Raw genomic sequence first — 20,876 nt, forward strand, 5'->3', positions numbered from 1 at the left:
GGGGGGGCGTGGCGGGCGCGGCCCCCGCGGCCCCCCGCCCCCCCCGCCCCCCCCCCCCCCGCCCCGCCCCCCCCCCCCCCCCCGGCCCCCCCCCCCCCCCCCGGCGGCCCCCCCCCCCCCGCCCCCCCCCGACAGGCGCGTCCAGCGCGGTCGCGCCAGGCCTGTTCCCATCGACGGGTGAGGGCCGGGTAGACGAGGAGGTACCGGAAAGGCGCGATGGCGGCCATGTAGAGCCGCCCGAACCATCCGTTGGCCTTGACGAGGACGGCCATCCGCAGCTCGTAGTCGCCGTTCGCGCCTTGCACCCAGCCGAGATGCATCACGGTGTGCACGGTCTTGTTCGCCAGTTCGCGAGCGGCCTCCATATCGAGCTCGTAGACCGCCTTGAGGGGCATGCTCGGGCTGTCAGGGCCGCGGGGAGCGTCGCGGAGGTCACTGGGCAGCCGGTCGCGGAGCGAGGCAACCCGCTCACCGACGCCCGCTGATGCTTTGTCCCAGCCGAGGAGTGCGCCGACCTTCCACCGAAGGGCGAACAGGAACCTCACCGGCCGGGTCTGCTTCGCGAGTCCGCCGGTGGCTCGCATCGCCGCGAGCATCGCGGGGAAGTCGTCAGGCCCGGCTCCAGGAGTGCGGTACGACCACACATCCTCGACCGAGAAGTCACTCGCGAATTCGTGGATGCGCCACGGGCGGGAGGTGTACGCGGTCTTCGGCAGCCTCATGAGAAACTCCTCGAGTCTATGTCGATTGACACAGGCTATATCTGCCAGCATTTCCTCTGCCATCCGGCATGGGCCATCGAGAAGACCACGATCACTGGCCAAAGTCGCGCCCTTGGGACAAGAGTTGCTTTCATGACCAACGACACGCCGCCGCCACCCTCGCCCAAGATCGACACCACCACCCCGCACTCGGCGAGGGTGTGGAACTACTGGCTGGGCGGCAAGGACAACTACGAGATCGACCGGCAGGTCGGCGATCAGGTCCGCCAGGTCTACCCCGGCATCGTGGACGTCGCCCGGCATTCCCGCGCGTTCCTCGGCCGTGCCGTCCGATACCTGGCCGGGGAGGCGGGGATCACCCAGTTCCTGGACATCGGCACCGGTCTGCCCACGGCCGACAACACCCACGAGGTCGCCCAGCACGTCAACCCCGCCTGCCGGATCGTCTACGTCGACAACGACCCCCTCGTCCTGGTCCACGCTCGCGCGCTGCTGACCAGCACCCCACAGGGAGCGTGCGACTACATCGACGCCGACGTGCGCGACCCCGGCCGCATCCTCGCCCAGGCCGCCGCCACGCTGGACTTCACCCGGCCCGTCGCCCTGATGATGCTGGGCATCCTCGGCAACGTCTGGGACGACCAGGAGGCCGCCATGATCTGTGACCACCTGGTCGCCGCGTTGCCGCCCGGCAGCTATCTGGCTCTCGAGGACGGGACCAACGCCGTCGACCCGGAGGCCGCCGCCCAGGCGGAAAAGACCCGCGCCGAGGCAGGCGATCCCTACAAGCTGCGCACCCCGGACCAGATCGCCGCGTTCTTCCACGGCCTGCACCTCATCGACCCCGGCGTGGTGTCGGTCTCGCGGTGGCGTCCGGAAACCACCCCCTGGGGCGAGCCAGAAGAGGTCACCGCCTACTGCGGCGTCGCCGAGAAGATCTGACGCTCCAGGTGAATAACGACTCTGACCGAAAGTCAAACCGGCAGGCATCGCATGGCCACATGGGCAAGAATCGGCGGAGACCGTAATCAAGGAGGTTCTCTGTGCGCGCAGTTCTCACCGCCGTGGTCATGGCGCTCGCCCTGTTGGCCACCGGGGCCGGTTCCGCCGGCGCCGCACCCAGGTCGTCCCTGCCTGGCGGAAAGGCCAACTTCGTGATCACGCAGGGCTTCCTGAGCGCTGCGTCCACTCAGAACTGGGTGCGCCTGGGTACCTACCAGTTCAAAGCTGACGGCACGGTCAGCGCCAACACCTACCTCTGGTGGCAGCGCAACCCCGAAGGCAGGCAAGCCACCGGTGTCGTCCCGGACTCCAGTTGCGCGACCAAGTCAGGCCGGTCCAGCTCACGCGTACGCGCCTGCGACGTGCTGACCGCCGCCGGCTTCACCGGCGCTCCTGACGAGTCCCGTACCGGGACCTACACTACGGCGGGCAACCTGGTGAGCATCAGATGGAAGATCGCCCAGACCTGGACCGAGAAGTGGCGCGTGAAACTGTCGGCTGACGGCAAGCTGGCCCAACTGCAGTTCGCCGAGAGCACCCTGGCCACCAACGGTTACGGCTACGGCAGCAACGCCCCGCTCAGCACTCGCCGCGCGATGAGCTCCGTGCGGGCGTTCGCCGGAACGCTCAAGCAGGACCTGGTCTCCTGGTCGGGCCACCGCATCGTGAGGTCGGACGGCCAGGTCTTCAAGAACTCGTCCTTCCACGGCTGCGCCACCACGACCTGGTGCCTGACGTACCTGCAGCCGGCATCCCCGGGCGCCTGCCAGAAGTCGGGCGGCTGCCCCAACTTCGGCGGCGGCACCAAGGCGAACGTCAGCTCCATCCAGTACTACCTCGTCAGGGTCTCCAGCAACGACCGCCGCGACACCCTGTGGCACTGGTGCACCTGCTTGGCCCTGGAGAGCAAGCAGTTCTGCTATTCGGGCAACTCGCACATCAAACCGCTTCTGCAGATCATCGACGACAGCGGAGCGTTTCATGGCTGGGTCGGCGCCGAGGCGTCCTTCTATCCCGGGGTCAGGACCAAGGACATGATGGCCGTATTCCGTACCGCTGACTTCCGCTGACGAGCCGGATCAGCGGGCTGACAACCTCGGAACACCTGGGAGATGCGATGGGCACCGTGGTGATGCACAACGTCGTGTCCGTGGACGGCTTCATCGCCGACGCGGAGGATCAGGTCGGCCCGCTGTTCGACTGGTACTCCAACGGCGACGTCCAGCTCGGAGAAGTCGGGAGGATCTCGCAGGTCTCGGCCGAGTACGTCAAGCCGATGTGGGCGAGGATCGGGTCGATGGTGATCGGGCGCCACCTGTTCGACATGACCAACGGCTGGGAGGGGTCGCCGCCGACCGGCGAACACGTGGTCGTCGTGTCACACCGGCCCAAGCCCGACGGGTGGCACCCCGAGGCGTCGTACCACTTCGTCGACGATGTGGCACAGGCCGTCGCGAAGGCCAAGGAACTCGCGGGCGATCGCACCGTCGCCGTGGCGGCGGGCGACGTCGGCGGGCAGGCATTCGCCCTCGGCCTGGTGGACGAGGTGGCGATGGACGTCGTGCCGGTGGTCTTCGGCTCGGGCAAGCGGTACTTCGGGTCAGTCGATGCCCGGCATCTGCTCGACGACCCGCACGTGGTGATCCAGGGCGACCGGGTGCTACACCTGCTCTATCGCGTCCGCCGTTAGGACACGGGCTCGGCGCCTGCCAGCGTGAATCGGGCGACGATCTCGGTGCACGTGCCGTGCTCCCCCATCACGCACAGCGCCAGCGTGTCGAAGGCCGCTGTGAAAGCCTGCGTGGAGGGCAGCAGCGCCGGGTCGACCTGGTGATCACGCTGCTGGAAGCGGGTCAGTGTGATGTGCGGGCGGAACAGCTCGCCGACCTCGTCGTAGCCGTACCGCTCGAGGTTGTCGCGCGCGGGCGCGGGCGCGCTGAGCCGGTAGTCGGCCAGGACGCGACCGACCGGATCATGCCGCCGCCATCCCGCGCGCAGCGGCGCCACCGCGGCCAGCACGTCCTCCTGCAGAGCGGTGATGGCCTCGCTCTTGTCGTAGAACAGCTCGAACATGCCGTGCTCGTTGCCCGCGAAGCGATCGGCCCGCAGATCGATCACCGGCGTGCGCCGGCCGATGCCGGCCAGCCGCTCCACGGCCGCCGCGCGCTGCTCGGGGGTGTAGACGGCCATGAACAGCGACAGGTGCGGATACACCCGCTCCTCGGTCAGGACGAACTCGGCGCCGGCCGGCTCCGCGCACTGCCGGCTCAGCTTGACAGCCTCCGCGGCGATGCCCGCCGGGGGCAGCAGGACGACATCGTAAACCGGAAGATCACCCATGCCGGGCAGTGTACGGCGCAGAAACTCCTCCAGGTACGGCAAGCCGCAAAGGGCCGGGCTGACGGTCCAGCACGACGAGAACGGCCCGCGCGGCATGCGGGTGCTGACCGGCGTCGAACAGCAAGGCTGACCATCCCGTACCCTCGATCGGCGCGTCACCGCTGATCGACGAGAAGGGCTGAGGAGCTTTGGACAACACGGTCCGACAGAGAAGAGGCGACATCATCGGCGGCGATCAGGACAGCCGGTTCGCCTTCCCCGCCACCGGAGACGAGCGGGCCATGCTCGTCAACGTCCTCGCGGCGCAGCGGGCCACGCTGGAGTTGAAGTGCGCGGGGCTGGACGCCGAGCTGGCCCGGCGCTCCGCGGAGCCTTCCACGCTGTCGCTGCTCGGCCTGGTCCGGCATCTCGCCGACGTCGAGCGCCGTTGGTTCCGGCTAGTGCTGGCCGGGCATGACGCGCCTGCCCACTTCTCCTCCGCGGAGGACCCTGACGGCGACTTCGACGGCGCCGATCCCGCCGTCGGCCCCGCCGCCTGGCAGGCTTGGCGCGAGGAGGTGGCGTTCGCGGAAAGCTATGTCGCCGGCGCTCCCCATCTCGACGTCGAAGGCCGCGACGCCTGGCGAGGGCCTGTCTCACTGCGTTGGGTGCTCATCCACATGATCGAGGAGTACGCCCGCCACAACGGCCACGCCGACCTGCTTCGCGAACGCATCGACGGGGCACGGGGCCTGTGAGGCACAGGACACGACGAAGCGCACGAGGCGTCGGCCGAGATCCAGGCGGCGTGGCCGGCTAGCAGCGGCCGGCCGCGTCTCGGGCCGCGGCCACCGCGGCCTGCCCCAGGCTGATGCCGCCGTCGTTGGGCGGGATGCGGTGGTGGGTCAGCACACGGAAACCGCCCGCCTCGAGCCGGCCCGCGAGCGCGCCCAGGAACAGCTGGTTCTGGAACACCCCGCCGCTCAGCGCGACGGTGCGCAGGCCCGTGGCGGCGCGCAGCCGTACACAGCCTGCGGCGGTGACGGCGGCCAGACCGTGATGGAAGCGAGCCGAGATGATCGCCGGGGCCACCCCGGCGCGCAGGTCCGAGACGACGGCGCGGACGAGGTCGCCGCAGTCGACCGTCACGAGGTCGCCGTCGAGCAGGCCGGCCGGGTAGGCGCCGTGCTCGGCAGGGTCGGCGAGCTGCTCGAGCGCGATCGCGGCCTGTCCCTCGTACGCCACGGTGTCGCCGAGGCCCAGGATCGACGCCACCGCGTCGAACAGCCGCCCCGCGCTGGAGGCGAGAGGCGCGTTGGTCCCCGATCCGGCCAGGGCGGTCACGTCGGCCCAGCGCAGCCGGTTGCGTGAGCGCACGGGGAGATCGTCCGGCGGCGCGCCGCCGTACGCGGAGTCGAGGTGTGCGGCGGCCATGCGCCAGGGCTGCCTGATCGCGGCGGCGCCGCCCGGCAGCGGCACGGGAGACAGGCGCCCGGCACGGGTGAAGTCGACGAGGTCGGCCACGAGCAGCTCGCCGCCCCACAGGGTGTCGTCGTCGCCGTAGCCGAGGCCGTCGAACGCGACCCCGATGACCGGTCCCCGCTCCTGGTTGTCGGCCAGGCACGAGGCGATGTGCGCGTGGTGGTGCTGGACCGCGACCAGTTCGGCCCCTTCGGTGTCGAGGGCGTACTTGGTCGAGAGGTATTCGGGGTGAAGGTCGTGCGCGAGGAGTTCGGGAGTGATGTCGAACAGCCGGCGGTAGTGCTCGACCCCCTCGACGAAGGACCGCATCGTCTCGTAGTTCTCGAGATCGCCGATGTGGTGCGAGACGAAGGCATGGCGGTCACGCGCAAGGCAGAAGGTGTGCTTCAGCTCGGCGCCGCAGGCGAGCACGTGCCGGGGAGCCGGCTCGGACAGCATGAGAGGCTGCGGCGCGTATCCACGCGATCTCCGCAGCGGGATCGCCTGCCCCCGGCCGGGCAGGAGCACCGAATCGTCGCCACGGACGTGGATCGGCCGATCATGGACGAGGAAGCCGTCCGCGAGGCCGCCCAGCCGCTCGAGCGCGTCGCCGTCCCGGTGCGCGATGGGCTCGTCCGAGAGGTTCCCGCTGGTGAGCACGTACGGCCCGGCGAAGGCCCGGGCGAGGAGATGGTGCACGGGCGTGTACGGCAGCATCAGGCCGAGCCGGCCCTGGCCGGGTGCGACTCCCTCCGCGACCGCGGCGCCCGGCCGCCTGGGGAGCAGCACGATCGGGCTCTGCGGTCCGGTGAGCAGCCGTTCGGCGTCGGGGTTCAGCTCGCACAGGCCACGCGCGGCGTCCAGATCGGGGACGAGCACCGCGAAGGGCTTGTCCTCGCGGTACTTGCGCGATCGGAGGGTGCGCACGGCCTCCTCGTCGGCGGCACCGACCGCCAGGTGGTATCCCCCGAGCCCCTTGACGGCCAGGACACGGCCCGACCGCAGCAGCTCGGCCGCGCCCTCGATCGGGTCGCCGGGCCGCGGTCGCCCCCGCGGGCCGACTAGCCTCAGTGTGGGGCCGCAGGCCGGGCAGCAGATCGGCTGCGCGTGGAACCTCCTGTCCTCCGGATCGAGGTACTCGCGCTCGCAGTCCCCGCACATGGCGAACCCGGACATCGTCGTGGCCGGCCGGTCGTAGGGGACGTCCTTGATGACGGTGAACCTCGGCCCGCAGTTGGTGCAGTTGATGAAGGGGTGCAGGAACCGCCGGTCGGCCGGGTCGAAGAGCTCGGTCAGGCAGTCGCGGCAGGTCGCGGCGTCGGGTGAGACGAGCGTGGCCGGCCCGGATCCCTGCAGGCTGTCCGCGATGCTGAAGCCCAGGTCGCCGCGTGCGGGGATCTCCGTGGTCGTCACCCGGTGGATGGCCGCCAGCGGTGGCGCCTGCTCGCGCAGGTCCGTCTGGAAACGCGCGATGTCCTCCGGCTCGCCCTCGGCCTCGATGAACACGCCCCTGCCGTCGTTGCCCACCCATCCCGCCAGCCGCAGCCGCCGAGCCAGCGAGTGAACGTGCGGGCGGAAGCCCACACCCTGCACAATCCCCTCGACACGGATGCTGATCCGCGCTTTTCCGCTGCTCATGGCGTCATCCTCGCCAGCTACGGCGAACCGGCAGACAAGGGCACACACGAGCTAGAGGAGAAAGTTACCCCTGCGATCAGACCTTTACCGCAGATCATGACCGCACGGGTGTCGACCATGAAGTTTCGCACCGTAACGTGACAGCTACCTTGAGTGATGGGGTATGCGCATGTCATCGACGATGAGTGAGGCAGTCGGCGAAGCCTTCGCCCGGCGCGATCGCGCCGGGCGTGCACTGGCGGCCGACGTCGAGCTCATCGTGCGGACCTGCCGCGACATGGCCACCCGCTTCCGCCGCGGCGGAAAGCTGATCGTCTTCGGCGACGGCGGCGGATCGGATGCCGCGCACGTCGCGGTGGAGTTCATGCACCCGGTCATCGTGGGCAAGCGGGCGTTGCCGGCGATCGCGCTGAGCCATGACGGGCTCGGAAACGACGAGGGACCGGCCGAGATCTTCGCCCATCAGATCCGGCACTGGGCCGAATCCGATGACATGGCGATGGGCATCTCCCGCGAGGGCCGCTGCACCAGCGTGCGGCGCGGCCTCGAGACGGCACGCGAGCTGGGCCTGTGCACCATCGCCCTGACCGGCGGTGACGATCCGCCGGGCCAGGTGGCCGACCATGTCCTGGTCGCCCGCTCCGACGATCCCGCCGTGATCAAAGAGGTCCACGTCACGATCTACCACCTGCTGTGGGAGCTGGCGCACGTCTTCCTCGAAGGTGAGGCCCGAGGATGAACGACCCTGGAGAGTGCTCCACCGAGGTGTGCGTGACCTGTGCCGACGAGGCCCTGCCGTACGTCGTCGTCCGGGTGGGCGAGGGCATGCTCGCGCAGGTCGACACCGGCGGCGGCGCGCTCGAGGAGGTCAGCGTGGCTCTGGTCGACGCCTCCCCGGGTGACACCGTCCTGGTGCACGCCAAGGAGGCCATCGCCGTCACCGCCAGGGCGGAGAAGTCCCCGCTGGGCGAGCTCTACCCCTTTCTGCACGCGGGCTCGGGCCCGTCGCTCGAGGACGTCGGCCGCTCCACCGCCGAGAAGGCGGCCGAGATCGTCCGGCTGCGCGCGCGGGTGGCGGAGGAGTCGGCGCGGGCCCTGATGGCGTGCGCGGAGGAGATGGCGGCCAGGTTCGCCGCCGGCGGCCGGCTGTTCACCTTCGGCAACGGCGGCAGCAGCACCGACGCCCAGGAGGTGGCCACCGCCTTCCTGCATCCCCACCGCGGTGTGCCCCTGCCCGCCCTCTGCCTGACCGGCGACGTCGCGGTGCTCACTGCGCTGTCCAACGACGTGGGCTTCGACGTGGTCTTCGCCCGCCAGCTCGCCGCGCTGGGCAGGCCGGGTGACGTCGCGCTCGGTCTGTCGACGAGCGGCGGCTCCGCCAACGTCGTCCAGGCCTTCGAGGCCGCGGCCCGGCAGGGCATGCTCACCGTCGGCCTGGCCGGCGACAAGGGCGGCAGGCTGGCCGAACTCGACGTGCTCGACCATCTCTTCGTCATCCCCTCCTCGTCCGTGCACCGGATACAGGAGGCCCAGACGACGGTCTACCACGTGCTGTGGGAGCTCACCCAGCACGCGCTCGATTCCGGCTGAACGACAGGGAGACAGCTACCACACGAACCGACCCCCCACCGATCACGACCCATGGACGCGAAAAGGATGGGGTGGCGACATGACCGCGCCGACCAGCTCGACGAGCGGGGGCTCACCGCCGCAGGACGAACCGGTTCTGCACATTCTCTGGATCAATGCCGGGCTGAGCTGCGACGGTGACTCCGTCGCACTGACCGCCGCGACCCAGCCGAGCATCGAGGAGATCGTGCTGGGTGCGCTGCCCGGCCTGCCGAAGATCGCGGTGCACTGGCCGTTGATCGACTTCGAGTGCGGGCCCGTGGAGGGCGCGGACGCCTTCATCGAGTGGTTCTACAAGGCCGATCGTGGCGAGCTGGAGCCGTTCGTGCTGGTCATCGAGGGGTCCATCCCGAACGAGTCGATCAAGGAGGAGGGCTACTGGTGCGGGTTCGGCAACAACCCGGACACCGGCCAGCCGATGACCACCAGCGAGTGGCTGGACCGGCTGGCGCCCAAGGCGACCGCGGTCCTGGCCGCGGGCACGTGCGCGACCTACGGCGGCATCCACGCGATGGCGGGCAACCCGACCGGTGCGATGGGTGTGGCCGACTATCTGGGCTGGGACTGGAAGTCCAAGGCCGGGTTGCCGATCGTGAACGTGCCCGGCTGCCCGGTCCAGCCGGACAACCTGTCCGAGACGATCCTGTACCTGCTGTACCAGGTGGCGGGGCAGGCGCCGATGATCCCGCTGGATGAGGCGCTGCGGCCCAAGTGGCTGTTCAGCAAGACGGTGCACGAGGGCTGTGACCGGGCGGGCTACTACGAGCAGGGCCAGTTCACCACCGAGTACGGCCGGCCGGAGTGCCTGGTCAAGATCGGGTGCTGGGGGCCGGTGGTGAAGTGCAACGTGCCCAAGCGCGGCTGGATGAACGGGATCGGCGGCTGCCCGAACGTGGGTGGCATCTGCATCGCCTGCACCATGCCGGGTTTCCCGGACAAGTTCATGCCGTTCATGGACGAGCCGCCAGGGGCGCGGGTGTCGTCCACGCTGAGCACGGGCTACGGCGTCGTGATCCGCACCCTGCGCGGCATCACCCTCCGCACAGTCGACAAGGAGCCGAAGTGGCGCAAGAAGGGCCGCGAGCTGCTCACCGGATACCGCGCGCCATGGAGCTGACATGACGACAACACCGAAACAGGACCGCGAACTGGTCGAGATGGCCTGGGATCCGATCACCCGGATCGTCGGGAGCCTGGGCATCTACTGCAAGATCGACTTCAAGAAGAAGGAGGTGGCCGAGTGTTACAGCACCTCGTCGGTGTTCCGCGGCTACAGCGTCTTCATGAAGGGCAAGGATCCGCGCGACGCGCACTTCATCACCAGCCGCATCTGCGGGATCTGCGGCGACAACCACGCCACCTGCTCGGTCTACAACCAGAACATGGCTTACGGCGTGCGGCCCCCGGCCCTCGCCGAATGGATCATCAATCTCGGCGAGGCGGCCGAGTACATGTTCGACCACAACATCTTCCAGGAGAACCTGGTCGGGGTGGACTACTGCGAGAAGATGGTCCGCGAGACCAACCCCGGCGTGCTCGAGCTGGCCGAACGCACCGAAGCGCCCCATGCCGCCGATCACGGCTTCAAGACGATCGCCGACATCATGCGCTCGCTGAACCCGCTGGAGGGCGAGTTCTATCGGGAGGCTCTCGCGGTCAGCCGGACCACCAGGGAGATGTTCTGCCTGATGGAGGGCAGGCACGTGCACCCCTCCACGCTCTACCCAGGCGGTGTGGGCACGGTGGCGACCGTCCAGCTGTTCACCGACTACCTGAGCCGGCTGATGCGCTACGTGGAGTTCCTCAAGCGCGTGGTGCCGATGCACGACGACCTGTTCGACTTCTTCTACGACGCCCTGCCCGGCTACGAGCAGGTCGGCCGCCGGCGGGTGCTGCTGGGCTGCTGGGGCAGCTTCAACGACCCGGAACACTGCGACTTCAGCTACCAGAACATGAGCGACTGGGGTCGCAAGATGTTCGTCACGCCGGGCGTGATCGTCGACGGCCGGCTCGTCACCAACAACCTGGTCGACATCAACCTGGGCATCCGGATCCTGCTGGGCAGCTCCTACTACGACGACTGGGAGGGCAGGGAGCCGTTCGTCACCCGCGACCCGCTCGGCAACCCGGTCGACATGCGCCACCCATGGAACCAGACCACCATCCCGCACCCGCAGAAGCGCGACTTCACCGACAAGTACAGCTGGGTCATGTCGCCCCGCTGGTTCGACGGGGAGAAGCTGCTCCCGCTCGACACCGGTGGTGGCCCTCTGGCCCGGCTCTGGTCGACGGCGCTGTCCGGCCTGGTGGACATCGGCTACGTCAAGGCGACCGGCAACAGCGTCGAGATCAACCTGCCGAAGACGGCCACGAAGCCGGAGAAGACGTTCGTCTGGAAGATCCCCGAGCGCAACGGGGAGTTGCTCTCCAACGCGCTCGAGCGCAACCGTGCCCGCACCTATTTCCAGGCCTACGCCGCGGCGTGCGCGCTGCACTTCGTCGAGCAGGGGCTGGGCGAGGTGCGCGCCGGCCGTACCCAGACGTGGTCGCCGTTCAAGGTGCCGGAGGAGGCGATCAGCTGCGGCTTCACCGAGGCGGTGCGTGGCGTGCTGTCCCACCACATGGTGATCCGCGACGGCAAGATCGCGAACTACCACCCGTACCCGCCCACGCCGTGGAACGCCAGCACGCGCGACAGCTACGGCACGCCGGGCCCGTACGAGGACGCGGTGCAGAACACGCCGATCTTCGAGGAGAACCCGCCGGACAGCTTCAAGGGCATCGACATCATGCGTGCCGTACGCAGCTTCGACCCCTGCCTGCCGTGTGGAGTCCACATGTACCTCGGTGGCGGCAAAGAACTGCGCAAGCTGCACACCCCCCACGCCTTCAACGGCGGGTGACGGGAAGAGATGATGCCGCACGCTCACGATGTCCAGTCGGCCGGTGACCGCGTCGAGGCGCTGCTCGCCGACCTGGGCGGCCTCGCCGACCCGGCGGCGCGCGCCAAGGCCGAGGAACTGGTCAGGGCGCTGGTCGAACTGTACGGTTCCGGCCTGGAACGCCTGATGGAGATCCTCGTCGAGTCCGATGCCGGGGAGGCGCTGCGCCGCGTCGCCGCCGATCCCCTGCTCTCAGGCCTGCTGGTGCTGCACGACCTGCACCCGCTCAGCACGCGGGAGCGCGTCGTCGCGGCACTCGACGAGGTGCGGCCCCTGCTGGGATCGCACGCGGGCGGCGTCGAGCTGCTCGATCTCGACGCCGACGGGGTGGTACGGCTGCGCCTGGAGGGCAACTGCCACGGCTGCCCCTCCTCGCAGATCACGGTCACGGACACCATCGAGCGTGCGGTCGCCAGGGCCGCGCCCGAGGTGTCACGGGTGGAGGTCGACGGGCCGGCCGCCGCGCAGGAAGGAATCCTGCAGATCCAGCGGCGCCCGCCCGGCCCCTGCCCGGTGCCGGAGACCGCGTCGTGACCGCCACCGGGCTGCGCAGGTTCCTCGAGCCCCGGGCCCCTGAGGTGGAGCGGTGCGAGCTGTGCGCGGCGCCGGCGGGAGCTGACCACGGGCACGTCGTGAACACCGAGAGCCGGGCGCTGCTGTGCGCGTGCAGGGCCTGCTATCTGCTGTTCACCCAGGAGGAGGCGGGCACAGCACGGCGCTACCGCGCGGTACCAGACCGCTATCTGTACTTCCCTTCGTTCCGGCTGTCGGCGGGCGACTGGGAGGAGCTGCAGATCCCGGTCCGCACGGCGTTCTTCTTCCACAACTCCGTGCTCGGCCAGGTCGCCGCCTTCTATCCGAGCCCGGGCGGCGCCACCGAATCCCAGCTCCCCCTGGACACCTGGGAGCGCGTGCTGGCCGCCAATCCCGAGCTCCCCGAGACCCTGCCGGACGTGGAGGCGCTCCTGGTGGACCGCGGGCCCGACGGCTTCGGGTGCTACCTGGTGCCGATCGACGCCTGTTACGAGCTGGTCGGCCTGGTGCGCACCCGTTGGAAGGGCTTCGACGGCGGTCAGGAGACGTGGGAGGCGATCGAGGGCTTCTTCGCCGAGCTGCGCGGGCGCGCGCGGGCTGGAGGCGAGCATGGCTGAGGTCGGCTTCACCTGCCTGGGCTCGCGGGTGAAGACCCATGCCGCGTTCCCCACGTTGCTCTTCCGGCTGCGCATCACGTCGCAGGCCGATGTGCACGCGATTCTGCTGCGGTGCCAGATCAGAGTGGAGCCGCACCTGCGGCGCTACAGCCCGGACGAGGCGGAGCTGCTCGGCGACCTCTTCGGCGACCCCGCACGCTGGGGCGACACACTGAAGCCGCTCCAGTTCGCCGAGGTGGCCGTCGCGGTCCCCGGTTTCAGCGGAGCCACGGAGATCGACGTGCCCGTGCCGTGCGGCTACGACCTCGAAGTGGCGGCGGGCAAGTACTTCGCCGCGCTCGACGACGGCGAGATCCCGCTGCTCATGCTCTTCAGCGGCACCGTCTTCGCCCGGGCGGCCAACGGCTTCGCCGTCGCGCAGGTGCCGTGGCACTGCGAGGCCCGCCACCGGCTGCCCGTCGCCCTCTGGCGGGAGCTGATGGACCGCTACTTCCCCGGGTCGGGCTGGCTGCGGCTGCGCCGCGACACGCTGCGCGATCTGCATCGCTTCAAGTCCGCCCGCGCCCTGGCGACCTGGGACGACGCCATGGAGGCGCTGCTCAAGGAGGCACAGGGATGACCGTACCGATGGACATCGCCCGCAGGGTCGCGGACACGGTCCTGTACGAGGGCTACCTGCTCTACCCCTACCGGGCCTCGGCCGCCAAGAACCAGATGCGCTGGCAGTTCGGCGTGCTCGTGCCACCGGGCTTCACCGCCACCGCCGAACCCTCGGCGAGCACGACGGAATGCCTGGCCGAAGCGGCCGGGGCGGCCAACGTGCGGCTGATCCTGCGCTTCCTGCACGTCAAGGAGCGCCGGGTCGAGTGCGCCGACTCGGGCGGATACCGGCCCGTCGCCGAGCTGAGGAGCGGGGACAGCACCTTCATCACCTTCGACGAGGCGACGGAGCGCGAGGTGGAGACCGTGCTCTCCATCGCCGACCTGCTCGACGCCGAACGCACGGTCGAGGTGAGCGTGCCCGGCGAGCTGGGCGAGGAGCCGATCCTCGCTCCGACCGGCGAGGTCGAAGGGCGGGTCGTCGCGCAACACCTGCCGCTGCACGCCGTGCTCAGGGTCGCGGCCGAGCCGATCGCCGGGCCGTACGGACTGATCAAGCTGCGCGCCCAGGTGGAGAACGTCGACGGCTGGGACCCGCGTGACGCGCCGCGCGAGCAGGCGCTGCGGCGCTCGCTCGTCTCGGCGCACCTGCTGCTCGCCCTGGACAGCGGGGCGTTCGTGTCCCTGACCGATCCGCCGGAATGGGCGCAGCCGTTCGCGCGGACCTGCCGTAACGAGCACACCTGGCCCGTGCTCGTCGGCGAGCCCGGGCACCGCGACGTGGTGCTGTCGTCGCCGATCATCCTGTACGACCACCCCACCATCGCGCCCGAGAGTCCAGGCGACCTGTTCGACGCGACCGAGATCGACGAGATCCTGCACCTGCGCACGCTCACCCTCACCGAGGAGGAGACGCGCGAGGCCAGGGCGACCGATCCCCGTGCGGCCAGGCTCATCGACATGGTCGGCGACCTGCCCGCCGAGTGGGTGGAGCGGCTGCACGGCGCGATCAGGTATCCGGAGGCGGCCGCGCCGTCACCCTGGTGGGACCCGGGATCCGACCCCAGCGTGTCGCCCGGCACCGACAGCGTGGTGATCGCGGGTGTGGCGGTCGCCCAGGGCAGCCGCGTCCGGCTCAACCCGGGCAGGCGGCGTGCCGACGCCCACGACATGTTCCTGGCCGGCCGTACCGCCACGGTGGAGGCGGTGCTCCTCGACGTCGACGGGGCCCGGCATGTCGCCGTGACCCTCGACGAGGACCCCGGGGCCGACCTGCAGCGGTCGCACGGCCGGTTCCTCTACTTCGCCCCCGACGAGATCGAGCCGCTCGGCGACGAGAGGGCGGACGCGTGAGGATCCTCGTGGCCGGAGTCGGCAACGTCTTCCTCGGCGACGACGGCTTCGGCGTCGCCGTGGCCAGGCGCCTGGCGGACACGAGCCTGCCCGAGGGCGTGCGGGCCGCCGACTTCGGCATCCGCGGCGTGCACCTCGCCTACGAGCTCACCGGCGGCGCCTACGAGGCGGCGATCCTGGTCGACGCCGCGTCGAACGGCGGACCGCCCGGCACGCTGTACGTGCTCGAGCCGGAGCCCGGCGGTCCCGGCGAAGTCCTCGACGCCCACTCCATGACACCCGAGGCCGTCCTCGCGCTGGCGGGCACACTCGGCGCCGGACCGCCACCGGTCCTGGTCGTCGGCTGCGAACCCGAGGACATCTCGCCGGGCATGGAGCTCAGCCCGACCGTCGCCGGCGCCGTCGGCACCGCGGTCGACCTGGTACGCGACCTGATCGACGAACTCAACGAGAAACAGTCTGCGGGGTGACGAACATGCTCAAACGCCTGATCATCGCGGCTGCCCTGGTGGGCACCGCGATCCTGATCCTTCAGTCTCTGCCCGACATCAAGCGCTACATCAAGATCAGGAACATGTGACCGGCACCTCAGGGGGAGGCAGTCTTGCACGAGTTCGGAATCGCCGAGGCGATACTCACCGCGGTCGAGAACCGCGCGGAAGGCCGGCCGGTACGGCTGGCCCGGGTACGGGCGTCCGCCATGCTCCGCATCACGGAGCCGGTGATCAATCAGGCGTTCTCGATGGTGGCCGAGGGGTCGCCGGCCGAGGGCGCGCGCGTGGAGCTGATCGTCATCCCGGTCAGCCTCACCTGCAGGTCCTGCGGGCACACGGCCGTGTCCCACGACCCCTTCGCCGTCTGCCCGAAGTGCGGCGGCACCGATATCGACACCGAGGGCGGCGACGATCTCGTCCTCGAATCCATCCAGATGGCGGAGGCCGCTCATGTGCCTGGGCATTCCCGGGGAGATCGTGGAAATCCTGTCGGACAGGCCTGACCTGGCGATGGTCGACGTCAGCGGGGTACAGCGGGCGATCAACATCGGGCTGCTCGAGGGCGAGTCGGTGACGCCCGGCGACTGGATCCTCATCCACGTCGGCTTCGCCCTGTCGAAGATCGACGAGGCGGAGGCCAAGGCGGCGCTCGACTTCCTGGAGAGCATCGGGCAGGCGTACGAGGACGAGATCGAGGCTCTGCGCGAGTCCATGATCGAGGAGGTGTGAGGCCGATGCGCTTCGTCGACGAGTACCGCGACGCCGACATGGCCCGGTCGCTCGCCGCGCGCATCGCCGCGCTGTGCGAGCCGGGCCGGACGTACAAGTTCATGGAGGTGTGCGGCGGGCACACCCACACGATCTACAAGCACGGGCTGGAGGACTACCTGCCGCCGGCCGTCACGCTGGTGCACGGCCCGGGCTGCCCGGTCTGCGTCATCCCGATGGGCCGGGTGGACGACGCCATCCACATCGCCTCGCAACCGGACGTGATCATGACATCGTTCGGCGACATGATGCGCGTCCCCGGCGGGTCCGGGTCCTTCCTGGACGCCAAGGCCAGGGGCGCGGACATCCGGATGGTGTACTCACCGCTGGACGCGCTGAAGATCGCCAGGGAGAACCCGGCCAAGCGCGTGGTGTTCATGGCCATCGGCTTCGAGACGACCGCGCCCTCGACCGCGATGACCGTCCTGCGCGCGCAGGCGGAAGGCATCACGAACTTCTCGGTCTTCTGCAACCACGTGACGATCATCCCGGCGATCAAGGCCATCCTCGACTCCCCCGACCTGCGCCTCGACGGGTTCATCGGGCCCGGCCACGTCTCCACGGTGATCGGCTGCCGGCCGTACGGGTTCATCGCATCCGAGTACGGCAAGCCGCTGGTGGTGGCCGGGTTCGAGCCGCTCGACGTGCTCCACACCGTCTACCGGATCCTGCTCCAGCTGAGCGAGGGCCGCTCGGAGGTGGAGAACCAGTACGCCAGGGTGGTCCCGTGGAACGGCAACCTGAAGGCGTTGAACGTCATCAACCAGGTGATGGAGCTGCGTCCCTACTTCGAGTGGCGCGGGCTGGGCTTCATCTCGCACTCGGCGCTGCGGATGACCGAGCGCTACGCCGCCTACGACGCGGAGCGCATCTTCGACATCCCCGGCGGGCGGGTGGCCGATCCCAAGTCCTGCCAGTGCGGCGAGGTGCTCAAGGGCGTCCTCAAGCCCTGGGAGTGCAAGGTGTTCGGCACCGCCTGCACCCCGGAGACCCCGATCGGCACCTGCATGGTGTCCTCGGAAGGGGCCTGCGCGGCCTACTACAACTTCGGCCGGTTCTCCCGCGAGCGCGTCAAGGAGGCGACGCTGACATGACGACCATCCGCGAGGAGCAGGTCCTCGAGCGGATCGAGCGCTCGCGCCGCCGCAAGGCCCGCGTGCTGGAGGACCGCATCACCCTGGCGCACGGCGCCGGCGGCAAGGCCACCCAGTCGCTGATCGAGGCGGTGTTCCTGGAGTCCTTCCGCAACCCGCCGCTGGAGACACTGGAGGACGGCGCGGTCATCGACCAGCTGGCCTTCACCACCGATTCCTACGTGGTGACGCCACTGTTCTTCCCCGGTGGCGACATCGGCGACCTGGCGGTCAACGGGACCGTCAACGACCTGGCCATGTGCGGGGCCAGGCCCCGCTACCTGTCGGCCGGGTTCATTCTCGAAGAGGGCTTTCCCGTCGCCGACCTGCGGCGCATCACCGCGTCCATGGCGGAGGCGGCGCGAGCGGCCGACGTCTGGATCGTCACCGGCGACACCAAGGTCGTGGAGCGGGGCAAGGCCGACGGCTGCTACATCACCACCTCCGGCGTCGGGACGCTGGAGACGAAGACCCGGCTGAGCGCCGCCGCCGCCCGGCCCGGCGACGCCGTCATCGTGTCGGGGCCGATCGGTGAGCACGGCATCACCGTCATGCTCGCCCGCGGCGAGCTCGACATCGCGGCCGACCTCGCCTCCGATACCGCGCCGCTCAACGGCCTGACCACGCTGCTGCTCGACGCCTGCGGCGAGGGGCGGGTCCGCTGCCTGAGGGACGCCACCCGGGGCGGGGTGGCCACGGTCGTCAACGAGATCGCGAAAGCCTCGAAGGTGGCGGTCGTGCTCGACGAGGACGCCGTGCCGGTACGGCCCGCCGTACGGGGGGCGTGCGAGCTGCTCGGCATCGACCCGCTCTACGTCGCCTGCGAAGGCCGGATGGTGGCGGTGGTCGACGGGGAACGCGCCGAGCCGGCGCTCGCGGCCCTGCGGTCCCATCCATACGGGGAGGCGGCGCAGGTCATCGGCCGGGTCACCGGCGACCCGCCGGGGCTGGTCCTGCTGAAGACCTCCTTCGGCGGCACCCGCATCGTCGACCTCCTGGTCGGCGACCCGCTGCCGCGCATCTGCTGACAAGGCCCGGACGGCGCACCCGCACATGGTCGCGAGATAGTCAAAAACTTGCGCACCCGGGCAAGTGTGCCCGGATCTATGATCGCGAGTGCCGCTATAACGGACCTCAGGGGTTGACCAAGACTCTGATCAAGAGGGCACATGGGTAACAAACGGGGTGCGGGAGCGGCCATCGGCTGGACGCTGCTGTCGATCCTGGTTCCTGGCGCCGCGCATCTGCGGGCCGGGCATCGGGTGGCCGGGTTCGGCCTGCTGGCGCTGTTCGTGGGCGCCGGTGTGACGGCGGCGGTGGTGGTGCTGAGGTCGGGCGGTGCCGCGGTGCTGACCGACGCGTCGTGGACCAGGATGCTGGCGGGCCTGTGCGTCGGTGCGGGAGCGGCCTGGGGGCTGCTGGTGATCGCCTCGTATGCGGCGTTGCGGCCGCGGCGGCGGCTGGTGTGGTCGGACGGGGTGGCGCTGGTGCTGGTGGCGGCGGTGCTGGCGCCGTTCGTGGTCGCCTCGCGAGCAGTGACGGCCGTCGACGACACCCTGAGCCAGGTCTTCGCCGCCCCCGAGGAGCCCACCCCCATCAATCACGCCAACCCGTGGGCCGGCCGCAGCCGGATCAACATCCTGCTGCTCGGCGGCGACGGCGCCGCGGACCGGCGGGGCACCAGCATTCGCACCGACAGCATCAACGTGGCCAGCATCGACGTCAAGACCGGCGACACGGTGCTGTTCGCGCTACCCAGAGAGATGGAGAACGCGCCGTTCCCCAAGGGCAGCGTGATGCGCTCCCTGTTCCCGCCGCCCAAGAACTTCTACATCACGGGCCCGGGCCGGGGGGCCGAAGACCTGCTCAACGCCGTCTGGATGTACGCCGACAAACATCCCGACCCGTTCCACGACTCCCCCACCCGCGCGCCGGATGCGACCATGGGCGCGGTCAGCCGGATCCTCGGCCTGAAGATCGACTACTACGTGCTGGTCAACATGTGGGGCGTGGCCCACCTCATCGACGCGCTCGGCGGCGTGCGGATCCACGTGGAGCAGGACATCTGCTACGGCGTGGGCCGCAGCGACGGCGGCGTCATCAGAGCCGGCACCCACCGCCTCGACGGCAACGACGCCCTCTGGTACGGCAGGGCCCGCGACCACGACGGATCCACCTGCGCCGGCGGCGACAACCACACCCGGATGCGGCGCCAGCACTGCGTCATCTCTTCCATGCTCAACCAGCTCGACCCCTCGACGGTGCTGTTCAAGTTCAACCAGCTCGCCACCGCCGCCCGCCAGACGTTCAAGACCGACATCCCGCGCGGCAGGCTGCAGGACCTGGTCCCCCTGGCCGACCTGGTGAAGAACGCCCACGTCACCACGCTGTCGTTCGTCCCGCCCCAGTACAACCCGGCCTATCCCGACTTCCATCGCATCCGGGCCGACGTGCGCAACGCCATCGCCCGCTCACACGCGGCCGTGACCACGGTCCAGGCCAAACCCCGCACCATCCACTCGCCGAAACCCGCCAAGGCTCTGGTGGCGGCCACGGCCAAGTTGTCGGACGCCTGCTCGGCCTAGACGATGCCCGCGACAGCTCGCGTGGCTCGGCCCCGGCGGTTCGACGCTCAGGCGCCCCGGCCGGAGGCGCGCTCCTCGGTGACGTCGACCGCCCGCTCCGCCATGCTTCCGACCAGCCCCTGAACCGTGGCCACGATGTCCTCATCGTCGATCAGGTAGACCACCCGGCGGCCTTCCCGCCTGGAACGCACCAATCCGGCCAGCTTGAGCTTGGCCAGGTGCTGGCTCACGGCGGGCAGCGCGCCACCAACCCGCTCGGCCAGCCCGGACACGTCGCACTCGCCCTGGGCCAGCGCCCACACCAGGTGCAGCCGCGGCGGCGAGGACAGCAACCCGAAGGCGGCCGCCGCCTCGGCCAGCACCTCTGCCGGCGGATCGACGAACCGCGTGGTCGCTACCATCACCCCTCCTCCGGACAGGTGGCAAGTCTAGGCGCGCCCATCAGTGATCACGGCCCGTACACCTGGTCGGTCAGGTGAGTACTCGTGCCCGGGCGGCGGCGAGCGCGGCGTCCGCGGCACGCTCCGCGTCCCGCGTGCTCACCGGCTCGTGGGTGATGAACAGCCGGTAGTAGACCGGGGCGACCGCGGCCCGGATCACCTCCAGAGCGTCGGTGTCGGAGGGCAGTTCGCCCCGTTCGACGGCCCGCCGTACGACCACGGCGGCCTGCTCGTTCCGGGCGGTCAGGAACCCCCGCAGCGCCGCCGCGGCCTCCGCGCTCTGCATGGCTGCCGCGATGAAGGCCGAGGCGACCGGCCCCTGCGCGGGATCGGCGAAGCCGGTACCGACGAGGGCCACGACGCCGCGCAGGTCCTGCTGGACGGAACCGGTGTCGGGGATGGGCCAGGGTTCGTCGCGGGCCAGGTCCAGGGCATCGGCGATCAGCCCTTCGACGCCGCGCCAACGCCGGTAGACGGTGGTCTTGTGCACGCCGGAGCGCGCCGCGATCGCCTCGACGGTCATCCCGCCGTATCCGTGCTCGGCCAGCTCGGCCAGGGTCGCCTGCCGTACCGCGTCGCGAACCCGGGCGCTGCGTCCGCCGGGGCGCTTGAGGCTCTCCAAAGACAACTCCAGTTGCG

At 70.0% G+C, this 20,876-nt stretch carries 25 protein-coding genes; 20 read left to right on the forward strand and 5 right to left on the reverse strand.

All coding sequences use genetic code 11. The features are described 5' to 3' along the window. The coding region (locus ACIBHX_RS28115) for a DUF2867 domain-containing protein (protein ID WP_397070271.1) at positions 1-785 on the reverse strand (785 nt) is incomplete at its 3' end. Between the two features lie 69 nt (positions 786-854). Between ACIBHX_RS28115 and ACIBHX_RS28120 the strand changes: the two genes are divergently transcribed. The 3 genes from ACIBHX_RS28120 to ACIBHX_RS28130 all read left to right on the forward strand — a co-directional run bounded on the left by ACIBHX_RS28120 (position 855) and on the right by ACIBHX_RS28130 (position 3,414). Then, positions 855-1,664 (forward strand): SAM-dependent methyltransferase, encoded by an 810-nt coding sequence (locus ACIBHX_RS28120; RefSeq protein ID WP_397070272.1) that lies wholly within the window; start codon positions 855-857, stop codon positions 1,662-1,664. A gap of 101 nt (positions 1,665-1,765) precedes the next feature. Then, complete coding sequence (locus tag ACIBHX_RS28125; RefSeq protein WP_397070273.1) at positions 1,766-2,794, forward strand: hypothetical protein; 1,029 nt, start codon at positions 1,766-1,768, stop codon at positions 2,792-2,794. A 47-nt stretch (positions 2,795-2,841) separates the two neighbouring features. Beyond that, complete coding sequence (locus ACIBHX_RS28130) at positions 2,842-3,414, forward strand: dihydrofolate reductase family protein (protein ID WP_397070274.1); 573 nt, start codon at positions 2,842-2,844, stop codon at positions 3,412-3,414. Here ACIBHX_RS28130 and ACIBHX_RS28135 read toward each other — a convergent pair. Further along, entirely contained in the window at positions 3,411-4,064 is a 654-nt protein-coding gene (locus ACIBHX_RS28135) for a 2'-5' RNA ligase family protein (protein ID WP_397070275.1), read from the reverse strand. The two genes, ACIBHX_RS28130 and ACIBHX_RS28135, sit on opposite strands and share 4 nt — an antisense overlap. On the opposite strand from ACIBHX_RS28135, the gene ACIBHX_RS28140 reads away from it, so the two are divergent. After that, positions 4,063-4,194 carry a hypothetical protein gene (locus tag ACIBHX_RS28140; RefSeq protein WP_397070276.1) on the forward strand — a complete coding sequence of 44 codons (132 nt, stop codon included), beginning with the start codon at positions 4,063-4,065 and terminating at the stop codon, positions 4,192-4,194. The two genes, ACIBHX_RS28135 and ACIBHX_RS28140, sit on opposite strands and share 2 nt — an antisense overlap. Before the next feature lie 151 nt (positions 4,195-4,345). Then, complete coding sequence (locus tag ACIBHX_RS28145; RefSeq protein WP_397070623.1) at positions 4,346-4,801, forward strand: DinB family protein; 456 nt, start codon at positions 4,346-4,348, stop codon at positions 4,799-4,801. 58 nt (positions 4,802-4,859) lie between these two features. Here ACIBHX_RS28145 and hypF read toward each other — a convergent pair whose 3' ends face one another. Beyond that, on the reverse strand, positions 4,860-7,142 hold the full coding sequence (hypF, locus tag ACIBHX_RS28150; RefSeq protein ID WP_397070277.1) for a carbamoyltransferase HypF: 2,283 nt from the start codon (positions 7,140-7,142) through the stop codon (positions 4,860-4,862). A 181-nt stretch (positions 7,143-7,323) separates the two neighbouring features. Here hypF and ACIBHX_RS28155 point away from each other — a divergent pair, with 181 nt between their 5' ends. The 15 genes from ACIBHX_RS28155 (at position 7,324) to ACIBHX_RS28225 (ending at position 19,797) form a co-directional block, all read left to right on the forward strand. After that, positions 7,324-7,881, forward strand: a complete 558-nt coding sequence (locus tag ACIBHX_RS28155; protein ID WP_397070278.1) for an SIS domain-containing protein — start codon at positions 7,324-7,326, stop codon at positions 7,879-7,881. Further along, positions 7,878-8,732, forward strand: a complete 855-nt coding sequence (locus tag ACIBHX_RS28160; protein WP_397070279.1) for an SIS domain-containing protein — start codon at positions 7,878-7,880, stop codon at positions 8,730-8,732. Before ACIBHX_RS28155 ends, ACIBHX_RS28160 begins: the two co-directional genes overlap by 4 nt. Positions 8,733-8,811: 79 nt before the next feature. After that, positions 8,812-9,888, forward strand: coding sequence for a hydrogenase expression protein HypE (locus ACIBHX_RS28165; RefSeq protein WP_397070280.1), 1,077 nt, complete (start codon positions 8,812-8,814; stop codon positions 9,886-9,888). A 1-nt stretch (position 9,889) separates the two neighbouring features. Next, a complete protein-coding gene (locus ACIBHX_RS28170) occupies positions 9,890-11,674 on the forward strand; it encodes a nickel-dependent hydrogenase large subunit (protein ID WP_397070281.1) in 1,785 nt (594 codons plus the stop codon). Positions 11,675-11,683: 9 nt separating this feature from the next. Continuing rightward, positions 11,684-12,247, forward strand: a complete 564-nt coding sequence (locus ACIBHX_RS28175) for a NifU family protein (RefSeq protein WP_397070282.1) — start codon at positions 11,684-11,686, stop codon at positions 12,245-12,247. After that, the gene (locus tag ACIBHX_RS28180) at positions 12,244-12,864 is read left to right on the forward strand and encodes a DUF5947 family protein (protein WP_397070283.1); all 621 of its coding nucleotides are present in this window, start codon (positions 12,244-12,246) and stop codon (positions 12,862-12,864) included. The genes ACIBHX_RS28175 and ACIBHX_RS28180 overlap by 4 nt, the downstream gene beginning before the upstream one ends. Beyond that, a complete protein-coding gene (locus ACIBHX_RS28185; protein ID WP_397070284.1) occupies positions 12,857-13,483 on the forward strand; it encodes a DUF6084 family protein in 627 nt (208 codons plus the stop codon). The genes ACIBHX_RS28180 and ACIBHX_RS28185 overlap by 8 nt, the downstream gene beginning before the upstream one ends. Continuing rightward, positions 13,480-14,817: a hypothetical protein gene (locus tag ACIBHX_RS28190; protein ID WP_397070285.1), complete on the forward strand. Its 1,338-nt coding sequence runs from the start codon at positions 13,480-13,482 to the stop codon at positions 14,815-14,817. Before ACIBHX_RS28185 ends, ACIBHX_RS28190 begins: the two co-directional genes overlap by 4 nt. Beyond that, on the forward strand, positions 14,814-15,287 hold the full coding sequence (locus tag ACIBHX_RS28195; protein ID WP_397070286.1) for a hydrogenase maturation protease: 474 nt from the start codon (positions 14,814-14,816) through the stop codon (positions 15,285-15,287). The genes ACIBHX_RS28190 and ACIBHX_RS28195 overlap by 4 nt, the downstream gene beginning before the upstream one ends. Positions 15,288-15,292: 5 nt before the next feature. After that, positions 15,293-15,397: a DUF6893 family small protein gene (locus tag ACIBHX_RS28200; RefSeq protein WP_397070287.1), complete on the forward strand. Its 105-nt coding sequence runs from the start codon at positions 15,293-15,295 to the stop codon at positions 15,395-15,397. 24 nt (positions 15,398-15,421) lie between these two features. Continuing rightward, entirely contained in the window at positions 15,422-15,814 is a 393-nt protein-coding gene (locus ACIBHX_RS28205) for a hydrogenase maturation nickel metallochaperone HypA (RefSeq protein ID WP_397070288.1), read from the forward strand. Continuing rightward, positions 15,789-16,040, forward strand: coding sequence for a HypC/HybG/HupF family hydrogenase formation chaperone (locus ACIBHX_RS28210; protein ID WP_397070289.1), 252 nt, complete (start codon positions 15,789-15,791; stop codon positions 16,038-16,040). The genes ACIBHX_RS28205 and ACIBHX_RS28210 overlap by 26 nt, the downstream gene beginning before the upstream one ends. A 5-nt stretch (positions 16,041-16,045) precedes the next feature. Next, positions 16,046-17,173: a hydrogenase formation protein HypD gene (gene hypD / locus ACIBHX_RS28215; protein WP_397070290.1), complete on the forward strand. Its 1,128-nt coding sequence runs from the start codon at positions 16,046-16,048 to the stop codon at positions 17,171-17,173. Next, a complete protein-coding gene (gene hypE / locus ACIBHX_RS28220) occupies positions 17,170-18,240 on the forward strand; it encodes a hydrogenase expression/formation protein HypE (protein ID WP_397070291.1) in 1,071 nt (356 codons plus the stop codon). Before hypD ends, hypE begins: the two co-directional genes overlap by 4 nt. A gap of 141 nt (positions 18,241-18,381) precedes the next feature. After that, entirely contained in the window at positions 18,382-19,797 is a 1,416-nt protein-coding gene (locus ACIBHX_RS28225) for an LCP family protein (protein ID WP_397070292.1), read from the forward strand. A gap of 47 nt (positions 19,798-19,844) precedes the next feature. Here the strand turns inward: ACIBHX_RS28225 and ACIBHX_RS28230 are convergent, their stop codons facing one another. Beyond that, entirely contained in the window at positions 19,845-20,198 is a 354-nt protein-coding gene (locus ACIBHX_RS28230) for an ArsR/SmtB family transcription factor (RefSeq protein WP_397070293.1), read from the reverse strand. Positions 20,199-20,268: 70 nt separating this feature from the next. Continuing rightward, positions 20,269-20,859, reverse strand: a complete 591-nt coding sequence (locus ACIBHX_RS28235; protein ID WP_397070294.1) for a TetR/AcrR family transcriptional regulator — start codon at positions 20,857-20,859, stop codon at positions 20,269-20,271. Positions 20,860-20,876: the final 17 nt, after the last annotated feature.

It is taken from the genome of Nonomuraea sp. NPDC050536 (assembly GCF_044457685.1).
Taxonomy (GTDB): domain Bacteria; phylum Actinomycetota; class Actinomycetes; order Streptosporangiales; family Streptosporangiaceae; genus Nonomuraea.

Excerpts from the sequence above, each read along its gene's own strand:
- ACIBHX_RS28200 (WP_397070287.1), top strand. The coding sequence starts at position 15,293 with ATGCTCAAACGCCTGATCATCGCGGCTGCCCTGGTGGGCACCGCGATC.
- ACIBHX_RS28175 (WP_397070282.1), top strand. The coding sequence starts at position 11,684 with ATGATGCCGCACGCTCACGATGTCCAGTCGGCCGGTGACCGCGTCGAG.
- ACIBHX_RS28230 (WP_397070293.1), bottom strand. The coding sequence starts at position 20,198 with ATGGTAGCGACCACGCGGTTCGTCGATCCGCCGGCAGAGGTGCTGGCC.
- ACIBHX_RS28190 (WP_397070285.1), top strand. The coding sequence starts at position 13,480 with ATGACCGTACCGATGGACATCGCCCGCAGGGTCGCGGACACGGTCCTG.
- ACIBHX_RS28225 (WP_397070292.1), top strand. The coding sequence starts at position 18,382 with ATGGGTAACAAACGGGGTGCGGGAGCGGCCATCGGCTGGACGCTGCTG.
- hypD (WP_397070290.1), top strand. The coding sequence starts at position 16,046 with ATGCGCTTCGTCGACGAGTACCGCGACGCCGACATGGCCCGGTCGCTC.
- ACIBHX_RS28165 (WP_397070280.1), top strand. The coding sequence starts at position 8,812 with ATGACCGCGCCGACCAGCTCGACGAGCGGGGGCTCACCGCCGCAGGAC.
- hypF (WP_397070277.1), bottom strand. The coding sequence starts at position 7,142 with ATGAGCAGCGGAAAAGCGCGGATCAGCATCCGTGTCGAGGGGATTGTG.
- ACIBHX_RS28120 (WP_397070272.1), top strand. The coding sequence starts at position 855 with ATGACCAACGACACGCCGCCGCCACCCTCGCCCAAGATCGACACCACC.
- ACIBHX_RS28170 (WP_397070281.1), top strand. The coding sequence starts at position 9,890 with ATGACGACAACACCGAAACAGGACCGCGAACTGGTCGAGATGGCCTGG.
- hypE (WP_397070291.1), top strand. The coding sequence starts at position 17,170 with ATGACGACCATCCGCGAGGAGCAGGTCCTCGAGCGGATCGAGCGCTCG.
- ACIBHX_RS28135 (WP_397070275.1), bottom strand. The coding sequence starts at position 4,064 with ATGGGTGATCTTCCGGTTTACGATGTCGTCCTGCTGCCCCCGGCGGGC.
- ACIBHX_RS28155 (WP_397070278.1), top strand. The coding sequence starts at position 7,324 with ATGAGTGAGGCAGTCGGCGAAGCCTTCGCCCGGCGCGATCGCGCCGGG.
- ACIBHX_RS28160 (WP_397070279.1), top strand. The coding sequence starts at position 7,878 with ATGAACGACCCTGGAGAGTGCTCCACCGAGGTGTGCGTGACCTGTGCC.
- ACIBHX_RS28145 (WP_397070623.1), top strand. The coding sequence starts at position 4,346 with ATGCTCGTCAACGTCCTCGCGGCGCAGCGGGCCACGCTGGAGTTGAAG.
- ACIBHX_RS28130 (WP_397070274.1), top strand. The coding sequence starts at position 2,842 with ATGGGCACCGTGGTGATGCACAACGTCGTGTCCGTGGACGGCTTCATC.
- ACIBHX_RS28185 (WP_397070284.1), top strand. The coding sequence starts at position 12,857 with ATGGCTGAGGTCGGCTTCACCTGCCTGGGCTCGCGGGTGAAGACCCAT.
- ACIBHX_RS28140 (WP_397070276.1), top strand. The coding sequence starts at position 4,063 with ATGCCGGGCAGTGTACGGCGCAGAAACTCCTCCAGGTACGGCAAGCCG.